Origin of the sequence: Labrys okinawensis (assembly GCF_047345005.1) — a bacterium.
GTDB classification, from domain to species: Bacteria; Pseudomonadota; Alphaproteobacteria; order Rhizobiales; family Labraceae; genus Labrys; species Labrys okinawensis.
The window spans coordinates 3761593-3774664 of sequence record NZ_CP178864.1; the positions used below are offsets into that span (position 1 = coordinate 3761593).

General features: G+C 61.0%; 14 protein-coding genes. 8 read left to right on the forward strand and 6 right to left on the reverse strand.

Annotation, left to right across the window (positions count from 1 at the left end):
- Positions 1-98: 98 nt before the first annotated feature.
- The 3 genes from ACMDCR_RS17670 to ACMDCR_RS17680 form a co-directional block, all read right to left on the reverse strand.
- The gene (locus ACMDCR_RS17670; RefSeq protein ID WP_413987862.1) at positions 99-881 is read right to left on the reverse strand and encodes an ATP-binding cassette domain-containing protein; all 783 of its coding nucleotides are present in this window, start codon (positions 879-881) and stop codon (positions 99-101) included.
- Positions 881-1963 (reverse strand): ABC transporter permease, encoded by a 1083-nt coding sequence (locus ACMDCR_RS17675; RefSeq protein WP_413987863.1) that lies wholly within the window; start codon positions 1961-1963, stop codon positions 881-883. The genes ACMDCR_RS17670 and ACMDCR_RS17675 overlap by 1 nt, the downstream gene beginning before the upstream one ends.
- 99 nt (positions 1964-2062) lie before the next feature.
- A complete protein-coding gene (locus ACMDCR_RS17680) occupies positions 2063-3097 on the reverse strand; it encodes a sugar ABC transporter substrate-binding protein (RefSeq protein ID WP_413987864.1) in 1035 nt (344 codons plus the stop codon).
- A gap of 208 nt (positions 3098-3305) precedes the next feature.
- Between ACMDCR_RS17680 and ACMDCR_RS17685 the strand changes: the two genes are divergently transcribed.
- Positions 3306-4517 carry an ROK family transcriptional regulator gene (locus ACMDCR_RS17685; RefSeq protein ID WP_413987865.1) on the forward strand — a complete coding sequence of 404 codons (1212 nt, stop codon included), beginning with the start codon at positions 3306-3308 and terminating at the stop codon, positions 4515-4517.
- A gap of 57 nt (positions 4518-4574) precedes the next feature.
- On the opposite strand, the gene ACMDCR_RS17690 is transcribed toward ACMDCR_RS17685, so the two are convergent.
- Complete coding sequence (locus ACMDCR_RS17690; RefSeq protein ID WP_413987866.1) at positions 4575-5441, reverse strand: ATP-binding protein; 867 nt, start codon at positions 5439-5441, stop codon at positions 4575-4577.
- Positions 5442-5586: 145 nt separating this feature from the next.
- On the opposite strand from ACMDCR_RS17690, the gene ACMDCR_RS17695 reads away from it, so the two are divergent.
- From ACMDCR_RS17695 to ACMDCR_RS17720, 6 genes are all read left to right on the forward strand, one after another.
- A complete protein-coding gene (locus ACMDCR_RS17695; RefSeq protein WP_413987867.1) occupies positions 5587-5856 on the forward strand; it encodes a hypothetical protein in 270 nt (89 codons plus the stop codon).
- Positions 5857-5868: 12 nt separating this feature from the next.
- Positions 5869-6219 (forward strand): preprotein translocase subunit YajC, encoded by a 351-nt coding sequence (gene yajC / locus ACMDCR_RS17700; RefSeq protein WP_413987868.1) that lies wholly within the window; start codon positions 5869-5871, stop codon positions 6217-6219.
- A 137-nt stretch (positions 6220-6356) separates the two neighbouring features.
- Positions 6357-7955: a protein translocase subunit SecD gene (gene secD / locus ACMDCR_RS17705; protein WP_413987869.1), complete on the forward strand. Its 1599-nt coding sequence runs from the start codon at positions 6357-6359 to the stop codon at positions 7953-7955.
- Between the two features lie 21 nt (positions 7956-7976).
- Complete coding sequence (gene secF / locus ACMDCR_RS17710) at positions 7977-8948, forward strand: protein translocase subunit SecF (RefSeq protein ID WP_413987870.1); 972 nt, start codon at positions 7977-7979, stop codon at positions 8946-8948.
- A 5-nt stretch (positions 8949-8953) separates the two neighbouring features.
- Entirely contained in the window at positions 8954-9334 is a 381-nt protein-coding gene (locus ACMDCR_RS17715; protein ID WP_413987871.1) for an Mth938-like domain-containing protein, read from the forward strand.
- 25 nt (positions 9335-9359) lie between these two features.
- The gene (locus tag ACMDCR_RS17720) at positions 9360-10226 is read left to right on the forward strand and encodes a phytoene/squalene synthase family protein (RefSeq protein ID WP_413987872.1); all 867 of its coding nucleotides are present in this window, start codon (positions 9360-9362) and stop codon (positions 10224-10226) included.
- Positions 10227-10242: 16 nt separating this feature from the next.
- Here ACMDCR_RS17720 and ACMDCR_RS17725 read toward each other — a convergent pair whose 3' ends face one another.
- Positions 10243-10692, reverse strand: a complete 450-nt coding sequence (locus ACMDCR_RS17725; protein ID WP_413987873.1) for a tetratricopeptide repeat protein — start codon at positions 10690-10692, stop codon at positions 10243-10245.
- 254 nt (positions 10693-10946) lie between these two features.
- On the opposite strand from ACMDCR_RS17725, the gene ACMDCR_RS17730 reads away from it, so the two are divergent.
- Positions 10947-11402 carry a GNAT family N-acetyltransferase gene (locus ACMDCR_RS17730; protein WP_413987874.1) on the forward strand — a complete coding sequence of 152 codons (456 nt, stop codon included), beginning with the start codon at positions 10947-10949 and terminating at the stop codon, positions 11400-11402.
- An 11-nt stretch (positions 11403-11413) separates the two neighbouring features.
- Here ACMDCR_RS17730 and trmFO read toward each other — a convergent pair whose 3' ends face one another.
- Positions 11414-12832 (reverse strand): methylenetetrahydrofolate--tRNA-(uracil(54)-C(5))-methyltransferase (FADH(2)-oxidizing) TrmFO, encoded by a 1419-nt coding sequence (gene trmFO / locus ACMDCR_RS17735; protein WP_413987875.1) that lies wholly within the window; start codon positions 12830-12832, stop codon positions 11414-11416.
- Positions 12833-13072: the final 240 nt, after the last annotated feature.

A 13072-nucleotide genomic window follows, 5' to 3' on the forward strand; every position in this document is an offset into this window, starting at 1 on the left:
CTTTGCAATTCTCGCCAATTCCGACAAATCGCAAAATACTTTGGCGGATACAAGAATGGCCGAGAATATAATAGGCTTCTCGACCATTCTTTTCGTCTTCAGGAGGCGAGCAGTTCTTCTGGAGGCGCCTTTGCGCCGGTCATGAAGGCAACCGCATCCGACATGCTGTAGTCTTTTGGGTTGATGACACAAAGCCGTCGCCCGAGCCGGTGGATATGGATACGGTCAGCCACCTCGAAGACGTGCGGCATGTTGTGAGAGATAAGCACGATTGGCAGGCCGCGCCGTTTCACATCCAAGATAAGCTCGAGCACACGACGGCTTTCCTTGACCCCGAGTGCCGCGGTCGGTTCATCCATGAAGATGACCTTCGAACCGAATGCGGCGGCTCTCGCGACTGCCACGCCCTGACGTTGTCCACCAGAGAGGGTCTCGACAGCCTGGCTGATGTTCTGAATTGTCATCAAGCCAAGCTCAGTCAGTTTCTCACGAGCTCGCTTTTCCATCGCCTGACGATCGAGCATACGAAGCCATTTTCCGAGGGGGCCGGGCTTACGAATTTCGCGACCGAGGAACATGTTGTCCGCGATGGAAAGTGCGGGCGACAAGGCGAGATTCTGATAAACGCACTCGATGCCTGCTTCCCGTGCCTCGATGGGCGACTTGAAGCTGATGACCCTTCCATCGAGCTTGATCTCCCCTTCATCCGGGGCGACTGCCCCAGACAGAGCCTTGATCAACGATGATTTGCCCGCGCCATTGTCGCCGATTACAGCCAGAATTTCGCCAGGGTAGAGATCAAAGTCGCAGTTGTTGAGGGCGGTAACTCGGCCGTACCGTTTGACGAGACCACGTCCGGATAAAATTGGTTCCTGTGCCATTAGCCTGCAACCTTTCTGATCCACTGATCGACCGTGACGGCACCGATGATCAGTGCGCCGATCAACAAATAGGTCCACTGCGGGTCCGTGCCGATGAGCCGGAGACCAAGCTGGAATACGCCGACGATCAGGGCGCCGAAGATCATGCCAAGGATCGAGCCGCGACCGCCGAACAATGAGATGCCTCCAATCACGACCGCCGTGATGGACTCAATGTTCGCAAACTGTCCGGAGGTAGGAGAAACGGATCCCAATCGCCCAATTATGACCCACCCGGCGAGGGCACAGATCACGCCCGAGATCGTATAGACTTGGAGCAGGATTCGGTTTGTGCCGACACCCGCGAGTTCAGCGGCCTCAGGATCGTCGCCGACCGCGTAGACATGTCTGCCCCAGGCCGTGTGGTTCAAGATGAACCATAACGCTGCCACGAGCAGTACCATTGCCAGCACACCAACCGTGAAGACGGCCCCACTGATGCGGAAGGTAGCGCCGAACAGCTGAAGGAGCGGCGCCTGTGCCGAGATATCCTGGCTACGGATCGTCTCATTCGCCGAGTAGAGGAAATTGGTCGCGAGAAAGATTTGCCACGTGCCTAGCGTGACGATGAAGGGCGGCAGTTTCATCTTGGAGACGAGGAGGCCGTTGATATAGCCGCAGAGCGCCCCACAGGCGAAGCCGCAGAGAATTGAAATCGGCGCGGGCAAACCGTAGTGGAACGTAAACTGACCCATCACGACAGACGACAAGACCATGATCGCGCCGACGGAGAGATCGATGCCGGCTGTAAGGATCACGAGCGTCTGAGCCGCCCCGACGATACCAGTGACGGCAACCTGCTGTAAGATCAGGGTCAGTGAAAATGCCGAGAAAAACTTCGTACCAAGGATCGCTCCGAAAACGGCGATCGACAGGACCAGTACAATCAGGGGCACCATCGCTGGGTTGCCGTGTAGAAAGTGCTGTGCTTTCTCCAGCGAAGACTTGCTGTGAATATCGAAACTGGCCACGGACGTGTCGCTGCCCGAGAGAACCTTCTCGAACTCCTGTGGCCGCCCCGCATTTGCCGATGGATCGGTCATATTCTGGGTTCCTCCCATGCGTCGGTGTCTGCTGCAAGGAGGAGGGCTTGTCGGCCCACCTCCAAGTTGCAAGAACGAGCGCCTTGTTGGCTGTGGCTGCTAGCCCCAGCAGAGTTCCTTGCCCTTTTTGGTGTCGATGGATTCGACGCCAGAAGCAGGCTTATCGGTCACCAGCGTCGCGCCGGTATCGAAGAACTTCTTACCTTCGGTCGGCTTGGGCTTTTCGCCGGTGTCAGCGAACTTCTTGATCGCTTCGATGCCCATGGCGGCCATCTTGAGCGGGTATTGTTGGGAAGTCGCGCCGATAACGCCTTCGGCAACGTTCTTCACACCCGGGCAGCCGCCATCAACGGAGACAAGCAGGACGTCCTTCTCGCGGCCGACGGCCTTAAGTGCCTCGTAAGCGCCGGCGGCCGCGGGTTCGTTGATCGTGTAGACGACATCGATCATCGGCTCTTTCTGGAGACAGTTTTCCATCGCCGAACGGCCGCCTTCCTCATTGCCGTTGGTGACGTCATGGCAGACGTTGCGCGCGTCGCCATAGTCCTGGATCTTGGTAGGATTCTCGATCTTGCTGATGCCAAAGCCACTCATGAAGCCTTGATCACGCAGGACATCCACGGTGGGCTGACTTGGGTTGAGATCGAGATAGGCAATTTTCGCAGCCTTGGCCTTGTCACCCAAGGCCATGTTCGCCCATTTTCCGATCAGTTCGCCCGCCTTGAAATTATCGGTCGCAAAGGTTGCGTCTGCAGCCTCCACTGGTTCCAACGGGGTGTCGAGCGCTATGACCAAGATACCGGCATCCCGCGCTTTCTTCACCGAGTCCACGATCGCCTTGGAGTCGGAGGGAACCAGCAGGATGCCCTTCGCTCCATCTGCGATACATGACTCGATCGCCGATACCTGGCTCTCATTGTCTCCATCGATCTTGCCGGCATAAGACTTGAGATCGATACCAAGTTCCTTGGCCTTGGCCGTCGCGCCCTCCTTCATTTTTACGAAGAATGGGTTGGTATCGGTCTTGGTAATGAGGCAGGCGCCGACACCGGCGGCCGACGCTGGCAAGGCCATGGCGCCAAGGGCCAAGGCGCTCGCGCCCACAAGCACGGACTTCAGGACAGTATGCGTCATTCAATTTTCCTCCCGATTTGAACCGCTTGATCGGCTTATGCCGACCTCCTTAGCGGCACCGCGCATCTCCGCGTCGGCTGTGTCAAAGAGTCAACACGAAAACGTGAAAAGGTCAATAACTAAATAACTCTTATTTATCTATTGACCTCTTGCACGGCATTTGGAAAGAGTGGACAAACAGCCTCACCCATCAATTGCGGGGAACAGGGTGGACGTCGACGTCTCGAAACAGGGCTCTTTTGATGTGGGCGGCAGACGGCTTCGCCGTGGCACCAATCAGAGCGATATGCGCGATCACAACGAACGGCTTGTGCTGTCTCTTGTTCGCGAGCAGGGACCACTCGCCAAGTCCGATATCGCCCGTTTGACCGGACTGACCCTCCAGACCGTTTCCGTGATCATGCGGGAGCTTGAGCAAACCTCGCTGCTGGTCCGGCAATCGCCTGTTCGTGGCAAGGTCGGCCAACCTTCAGTGCCAATGGCGCTCAATCCAGACGGGGCGTTCTTCTTCGGCTTGAAGATCGGGCGGCGCAGCTCTGAACTTGTGCTGATCGACTTCTTGGGAACAGTCAGGTCGATGCTGAGCCAGTCCTATCGGTATCCCACACCAGGAGATACCGTCCGCTTTGCCGCCAACAGTATCCAAGCTATGCGCGCTGGCCTTCCGGCAGAAGTGAGGGGTCGAGTCGCGGGGCTGGGGATCGCGATTCCGTTTGAACTCTGGAACTGGGTCGACGCAGCCGGTGCACCAGCCTCGGTGATGGATGATTGGCGTGATCGCGACATCAGGGCGGATCTGCAGGCGCGTTGTGAGTTTCCGGTCTACCTCCAGAACGATGCAACGTCCGCATGTGGAGCGGAACTCGCATTCGGCGGCGCGAGGGGCCTGCGCGACTTCGTATACTTTTACATTGGTGCATTTGCTGGTGGAGGCGTAGTCCTGAATGGCCGCCTCTTTAGCGGAATGACGGGTAATGCCGGGGCGCTGGGTTCGATGCCAGTACCGTCATCAAACGGAAAGCCCGCCCAACTCATCGATCGTGCCTCAATTGCGATGCTTGAGAAGGCGCTTATTCGACGAGGCATCGATGCTAGTCATCTATGGACCTCACCCCAGAATTGGGGCGAACTGGGCGAGGATGTTGATATCTGGATCGCCGATGCCGGTGAGGCGCTCGCCTATGCGATTGCCTCGGCCTGCGCGGTAATCGACTTTGAGGTCGCTATCGTCGATGGCTGGATGCCGACCGAAATAAGGGCCCGTCTCGTGGCGGCGATCCGCGACGCACTTACGCGGGTCGACGTCGAAGGCCTTTCACTGCCGGAGGTTCGTGAAGGTACCGTCGGGATTCATGCAAGAGCGCTTGGAGGCGCCAGTTTGCCTCTTTCTGCTCGCTATCTAGTCGCGATCTCAAGATAGCCAATAAAAGCCCGGCTCTGCCCTCGGCAGTCACGCCTTTCGGGCCGATGACCAGTATCAGTTCAGTGTCTTCCCCAGGCGACCCGCCAAGTCCTGCACATATTGCCAGGCCGTGCGGCCGGAGCGGGCGCCTCTGGTCGTCGCCCACTCCAGCGCCTCCGCTCGCATGGCGTCACGGTCGAGTTCGAGGCCGAAATAATCGGCATAACCATAGACCATGTCGAGATAGTCGTCCTGGCTGCAGCGATGGAAACCGAGCCAAAGGCCGAAGCGATCCGAGAGCGAGACCTTTTCCTCCACCGCCTCGCCGGGATTGATCGCCGTGGAGCGCTCGTTGTCGATCATGTCGCGGGGCATCAGGTGGCGGCGGTTCGAAGTGGCATAGAAGATCAGGTTCTCAGGTCTGCCCTCGACACCGCCCTCCAACGCCGCCTTCAGCGATTTGTAGGACGTGTCGTCACTGTCAAAGGAGAGGTCGTCGCAAAAGACGATGAAGCGATAGGGCGAGCGGCGGGTGAGATTCATCAATTCCGGCAGGCTCTCGATATCCTCGCGATGGATCTCGATCAGCTTGAGCGTGCCTCCGACCTTGGCGTTGGTGTCGGCATGGGCAGCCTTCACCAGTGACGACTTGCCCATACCGCGCGCACCCCACAGCAACGCATTGTTGGCGGGAAGGCCGCGGGCGAAGCGCTCTGTGTTCTCCACCAAGAGGTCGCGTACGAGATCGATGCCCTTGAGAAGCGGCATCGCCACCCGGTTTACTTTTGGTACCGGCTGCAGATATTTCTCGCTCGCCTGCCAGACGAAGGCTTCGGCGGCATCGAAATCGGCCTTGATCGCGGCGGGAGGGGCAAGGCGTTCGAGCGCGTCGGCAATCCGGGCAAGGAGGGCGGGCAATTCGGCAGCGGAAATGTCTGACATGGCAACCAACTGGTGGGAAAGCGAATGCCCTCTGTAGCGCGGGGAGGCGGGCCTGAAAAGCGTCGCCGACTCTCTCGGCAAGCCCATCCGGGGCAGACCGCGATTCGAACATCGCGTCCGAGAGAAGGCCGGAAATCAGGCCTTCATGGATGAAATTTTTGTCATTTCCCATGCGGTCGACGGTGAGACCGCCGGCTTCCGCAACAGTTTCATGGGTGGCATTTGGATGGGAAGTGGCGCAAACGCTTCACTGCTTGGTTGGAAATCCCGTTTCCGCGCTCATATGGAGATTTCGAAAAAGAACGCCCAATGGCTTGTTTCACCCCAGAAAAACACGCGTTCCGTTTGCTTTCGAACGCTGGATCACTATAGTCCGCGCGAATTTGCGGCCGGCCTGACCGGCCGTTTCCCTTGAGAGGCGACCCAGATGTTCACGACTCCAGCCTTTGCCCAGGCAGCCCAGGGCGGCGGCGATCTGTTCTCCACACTCGGCAGCACATTGCTGCTGCCGATCGCGATGTTCGTGATCTTCTATTTCTTGCTGATCCGTCCCCAGCAACGCAAGGCCAAGGAACAGGCGGCTTCCCTCAAGTCCATTCGCCGGGGCGACACCGTGGTATTGTCCGGCGGCCTTGTCGGCAAGGTTACCAAGGCGGTCGAGGGCGAGTCCGAGATCGAGGCTGAGATCGCCGACGGCGTGCGCGTGAAGGTGGTGCGCGAGATGGTCGCCAGCGTGCGCTCCAAGACCGAACCGGTAAAGAAGGCGGAGAATGCCTGAGGCGAAAAGGAGGCGTTCGCCTCATCTTTTCGTCCGGATTTTACGACACGATACCAACAGACTCAGGGTAGGCCGCTGACGCGTCGTCAAGGCCGGCCTGTCCCGGGAAAGGCCGTCAAGGCTCGGACTGTTCCAACATGCTGCATTTCTCTCCTGGCAAGACCGCCGCGGTTCTCCTAACCTTGCTTATCGGCCTTTGGCTGGCCGCGCCCAACCTCATGCCGGCAAGCTGGCGCGCCGCCATGCCGACCTGGTTGCCGCACAATGCGCTCACACTGGGCCTCGACCTGCAGGGTGGTTCCTACTTCCTGCTCGAGGTCGACAAGAACGCGGTGCTCAAGGATCAGGTCACCAGTCTGCGCGCTCAGGCCCGCCAGATCCTGAACGACAACAAGATCCGCAGCCAGGCCGCCTTGCAAGGGCGCGGCATTCTCGTGACCCTGCCGAACCCCGATGATACGTCGAAGGCTGTCGACCTCCTGCAGGTGCTCGGTAATTCGCCGGATGGCAACCTGTTCGGCGGCGGCACGCGCACGGCCACCGTAACCTCGAATACGCCTGGCCAGATCACGGTCACTCTGACGGACGAAGGCCTGCGGGATCGCATGAACCGTATCATGCAGCGCTCGGTCGAAATCGTAGGCAACCGTGTCAACGGCACCGGCGTCGTGGAGCCGATCATCCAGCGCCAGGGCGAGGATCGCATCGTGGTGCAGTTGCCTGGCCTCAAGGATCCCGATCGCTTCAAGGAGATCCTGGGAAAGACCGCCAAGCTGGAATTCCGCCTGGTGGACCTGAGCATGCCGGTCCAGCAGGCCGAGCAGACACGCCCACCTGTCGATTCCGAACTCCTGCCCTCGCAGGACGGCACGCAGAAATTCCTCGTCCAGGACCAGGTGATGGTGGCGGGTGACGAACTCACCGATGCCCAGGCGTCCTTCGACCAGAATACGCGTGAACCTGTCGTTTCCTTCCGCTTCAATACCAATGGCGCCAGGCAGTTCGGCCGAGTTACCACCGAGAACGTCAACAAGCCCTTCGCCATCGTGCTCGACAACAAGGTGCTGTCGGCCCCGGTGATCCGCGAACCGATCACCGGCGGCTCGGGCCAGATTTCCGGCAGCTTCACCTCACAGTCCGCGCAGGACTTGGCTCTGCTGCTGCGCTCCGGCGCCTTGCCTGCTCCGATGACGGTGGTTCAGGAGCAGACGGTAGGCCCCGGCCTCGGCCAGGCCGCGATCCACGCCGGTGAGATGGCGGCGCTCGTTGGTTCGCTCCTGGTCGTCGTCTTCATGGTCGCGAGCTACGGCTTGTTCGGCATCATCGCCTCGATTGCCGTGGCCCTCAACGTGGGCCTGATCTTTGGTCTGCTCTCTCTGCTCGGCGCCACGCTGACACTGCCCGGCATCGCCGGCATCGTGCTGACAGTCGGCATCGCCGTGGATTCGAATGTGCTGATCTATGAGCGCATCCGCGAAGAGGTGAGAGCAGGTCGCACGGTGCTGATGTCGCTGGATGCCGGCTTCTCGCGCGCGCTGGCGACCATCCTCGATTCCAACATCACCACCTTCATCGCCGCCGCCGTGCTCTATTTCGTCGGCACGGGCGCCGTGAAGGGTTTTGCGGTGACACTCGGCATCGGCATCATCACGACTGTATTCACCGCCTTCACGGTCACGCGCCTGTTGGTTTCCTGGTGGTATCGCGGGGTCAAGCCTCGCTCCATCCCGATTTGATAGCTTGATGGAGTGAGCGCGGTGCGCCATCTACGCATTGTTCCCGACAACACCAATTTCGGCTTCATCCGCTTCCGGCGCTTCAGCTTCCCGACGTCGGCGGTGCTGTCGATCCTTGCCCTCGTGCTGTTCTTTACCCATGGCCTGAATTACGGCATCGACTTCAAGGGCGGCATCGCGATGCAGGGCACCGCGATATCAGGCAAGGCCGACGTTACGGCGCTGAAGGAAACCCTCGCTCCGCTCAATCTGGGCGAGGTCCAGGTCCAGGAGTTCGGCGATGGCGGCCAGGTGCTGATGCGCATCGCCCTGCAACCTGGCGGCGACGCCGCCCAGCAGGCGACGGCGGACAAGATCAAGGACGCGCTGTCGAAGGACTATTCCTTCAAGGGCGACCAGAACAGCATCCAGATCATCGGGCCGAGCGTCTCGCAGGAACTGGTGACCGTCGGCACCGTTGGCATCTTCGTCGCGATCCTCTGTATCCTGGTCTATCTGTGGTTCCGCTTCGACTGGCAGTTCGCCGTCGGCGCCATGATCGCCAACGTGCACGATATCGTTCTGACCATCGGCTTCATGTCGGTGACGCAAATTGAATTCGACCTCACCAGTGTCGCGGCGCTGCTGACCATCCTCGGCTATTCGCTGAACGACACCGTCGTCATCTACGATCGTATTCGCGAACTCTTGCGCAAGTACAAGAAGAAGCCGATGAGCGACTTGCTCGATGAATCCATCAACGCCACCTTGTCGCGCTCCGTCATCACCCATGTCACCGTGGCTCTCGCATTGCTGGCACTGCTGATCTTTGGTGGCCCGGCCATCCATTCCTTCACGGCGACCATGCTCTTCGGCGTCGTGCTGGTGGGTACCTACACGTCGATCTTCATCGCTTCGCCCGTACTGATCTATCTCGGATTGCGGCCCGGCAGCCATGAGGCCCAGGGCGCGGGTGCCAAGGATGCTCCGATCGGCGCGAAGGCGGCGGAGTAGGCGCGATGGAGGAAGCCGAACGGCGCTTCCTGCCCCGTGTGGCGCCGATCGATGCCTATGGCAGCGGGGGCTTTCGCTTTGCCGAAATGTCCCACCGCGGCTCGCTGCTCTGCCTGCCCTCAGGCATGCATGCCTGGTCGGTCTCCAGTCCTGCGGAATTCTCGGTACAGGCCTTCGAGCCTGTTTACGCCGAGGCCGACAAGATCGATATCCTGCTGATCGGCACGGGCAAGGACGTCGCCTTCTTTCCCGAGGCTTTGCGCTGGCGTTTCCGTGACCTCAGGATCTCCGTCGATGCGATGCCGACGGGCGCTGCGACCCAGACCTGGAACATCCTGCTGGCCGAGGACCGGCGCGTCGCTGCCGCCCTGATCGCTGCGCCATGAGTCTCTGGATCATGAGTCCTGCAGCATGAGTGCAGAACAGGCCAACAGCAATGACAGCGTCAGCGACGAGGGCTATTGTAGCGGCCTTCTGCGCGAACATGACCGCGACCGCTGGCTCGCCTGCTTGTTCGCGCCACAGCAGCATCGCCGCGGCCTGATCGCCCTCTACGCCTTCAATAGCGAGATCGAGCGCGTGCGAGACATGGTGTCCGAGCCGCTGCCCGGAGAGGTGCGACTGCAATGGTGGCGGGACCTGCTCGAAGGGCAGGCGCGCGGCAATGCCTCGGGCCATCCCGTCGCGGCCGAATTGAGTGCGGCGATCGAACGCTACCACTTGCCGGTGCCTGCCTTGACCACGCTGATCGATGCCCACACGCATGATCTCTATGACGATCTCCTGCCCTCGGTCACTGATCTGGAAGGCTATTGCGGCGAGACGAGTTCCAGCCTGTTTCGCCTCGCCAGTCTCATGCTCGCCGATGGGGGCGATGCCGGTGCGGCCGACCTCGCCGGACATGCCGGCGTGGCCTATGGTGTTGCGAGCCTGATGAGCCATGCCGCCCGCCATGCGGCACGCGGGCAGATCTTTGTGCCGGCCGATATCGTCATCAATCATGGCAGTGCGCGCGAGGACCTGCTGAACGGGCGCAACACGCCGGAATTGCGGGCCATGCTGGCCGAATTCGCAGGCCTGGCGCGCGGCCATCTGGAGACAGCCGAGAGACTTCTGTCGGCGGTCCCCACGGCGGTGGCGCCCGCCTATGTCGGCCTTGCGCTCGTCCGCCCGCTCCTACGTCGCATGACCAGGCCGGGCTTCAACCTCTTCCGCGATCGGGCCGAGCAGGCGCAATGGCTGCGCCAGTGGTACCTCTGGCGATTCGCACGGCGCTAGCGACGCGAGGGGCGTCCTACTTGGCCTTGGCCCCGGCCAGGGCTTTCTCGAGATCCTCCCGTTCCTCGCAGCCGCTCGGGCAGAGCTTGACGAGCAAGGCCAGGTTCTGCTGCGCCTTGGGAATGTCGCCGTTCTCGACATAGAGCTCGCCCTGGTATTCCAGCGTGCCCTTGTGGTTGGGATCGAGGTCCAGGGCCTTCTGATAATAGGTTTGCGCGGTGGCGCGATCGCCGCTCTTGCGCAGGCTGTAGCCAAGGAGGTTGTAGACATCCGGATCCTTCGATCCCTGGTCGGCGAGAGCCTGCAGGCCCGTGATCGCCCCTTTGTAGTCGTCGGCCTTGATCTGGCTGCGGATGGCAGAAAGGTCGGGCGTAGCCTCGGTGCTACCCGAGGAGTCGTCTGCCCAGGCAGCGCCGGCGGTGAGAAGGCAGGCCAAAGCAAGGCCGATGGCGGGAAGTCGCGTCATGGCGGGCGTCCTGTTCGTGAGGAGTGTCGTGTGCGGTTTGATGGGTCTATGGGACATCGGCATTGCCACTGGGAATAGACCAGGTCGGCGGCACGCTAGCATCATTCGGCAGCAGATGCCTCCTGACTCTGCGATGCGCTGATACACGGGTTCCGGATCTCTTTCTTCTGTTCATCGAAGGATATGGCTGCTGACGCAGCCTGCGAAAGATGCGAACCTCGCAAATCCTTTCCGGTCGCCCCAAAGGTGCGGACATGATCGTGCTGAGATCCGCCACGCCCCAGGAAGCCATCGCCTTGAGCGACCTCTGCCTGCGATCAAAGGCCGTATGGGGCTATGACGATGCTTTCCTTCGGGCCTGTCGTGACGAGCGCACTCTTTCGGCCGATGACATCAGCACGGATGAGATCCAGGTTGCCGATGTGTCCGGGGCGCTGGCCGGCGTCATCCAGATCCGCGTCGATGGCGGGACCGCAATCCTGGACAAGCTCTTCGTCGACCCGGCCTTCCAGGGGAAGGGGGTAGGGCGCACCCTTTATGATTGGGGGAAGAGCCGCGCCGCGAAGGCGGGAGCCTCGATCCTGATGATCGAGGCCGACCCCGAGGCAGCGTCCTCCTACCGTCGCATGGGCGCTCGCGATGTCGGCGCGGTGGCCTCGAGTTCGATTCCCGGCCGACTGCTTCCGCTCCTGAGGGCCTCGCTGCGCTAAGCCGTACCGCGTCAGGCGTTGGCGAGGGTCTGTTCGCGCGCGGTCGCCGCCTTCCAGGCTTCGAGGTCCTGCAAGGCCCGGGCACTCATTGCGCGCTTCTTGGCATGAGTCTTCTCGGTGCCACGCAGGCGCTTGCCGTCCTCGCCCTTGGGCATGACCTCGAGCGGTGGAAACAGGCCGAAATTGACATTCATCGGCTGGAAGGAGCGCGGGCCGGTCTCGTCACTGACGATATGGCCGCCGGTGATATGGTTGAGCAGCGCACCGAGTGCCGTCGTCATCGGCGGTGGCACGGGCGCACGCCCGAGGCGTTCGGCGGCCGCGAAACGTCCCGCCATCAGGCCCACGCCGGCGCTTTCGATATAGCCCTCGCAGCCGGTGATCTGGCCGGCGAAGCGCAGCCGTTGCAGCGATTTCAGCCGCAGCGTCTCATCGAGCAGGACAGGCGAATTGAGATAGGTGTTGCGATGCAGGCCGCCGAGGCGCGCAAATTCGGCATTCTCCAAGCCCGGAATCATGCGGAACACCCGTACCTGCTCGGCATATTTCAGCTTTGTCTGGAAGCCGACCATGTTGTAGAGCGTGCCAAGCGCGTTGTCCTGGCGCAGTTGCACGATCGCATGGGGCTTGACCTGCGGATTGCGCGGATTGGTGAGGCCGACGGGCTTCATCGGCCCAAATCGCAAGGTCTCGCGGCCGCGCTCGGCCATCACCTCGACCGGCAGGCAGCCATCGAAATAGGGCGTGCCCTCGAATTCCTTGAAACTGGTTTTGTCGCCGGCCATCAGGGCATCGAGGAAGGCCTCGTATTGCTCCCTTGTCATCGGACAGTTGATGTAGTCGGCACCGGTGCCACCGGGACCGGGCTTGTCGTAGCGCGACTGGAACCAGGCGATGTCCATATCGATGGATTCGCGGTGCACGATCGGTGCGATGGCGTCGAAGAAGGCGAGGGAGGTCTCGCCGGTCAGGCCGGCGATGACGTCAGCCAGCGGTTGAGAGGTGAGGGGGCCCGTGGCGATGATGACGCTGTCCCACGCCTCGGGAGGCAGTGCACCGACATGTTCGCGCCGGATCTCGATCAGGGAATGACCCTCCAGCCTTGCCGTCACCTCCGCGGAGAACCCGTCGCGATCGACCGCCAGCGCACCGCCGGCCGGAACCTTGTGCCGGTCGGCGCAGGCCATGATGACAGAGCCGAGCCGGCGCATTTCCTCGTGAAGCAAGCCGACAGCGTTGGTCTCGGCGTCATCGGAGCGAAATGAATTCGAGCAGACGAGCTCGGCAAAATCTGTGGTTTTGTGAACTTCCGTGGGTTGGACCGGCCGCATCTCATGCAAGACGACGGGAACGCCCGCTTCAGCGAGCTGCCAGGAAGCCTCGGAACCGGCGAGCCCGCCGCCGACGATGTGAACAGGTGCAATTGTCATGGGAGGGCTTTTAGAACATTGGAGCCGCGAACCAAAACAAAAAGCCGCCCACTCTGGGGCGGCTCTGCATGTGCCAGCATCTAAACGCGACTCAAGTGCCAGCCTCGATGGGCAAAGCAGATGAAGACGGCGCCGATTTCCTGGTCGGATGCCTGCGGCCGGGACTTGTTCCCATCGGCCGCGAAACAACCATGAGACGCCACTGCAAAGGGGGATGCGCGGGCGGCGCCCGAAACTTGC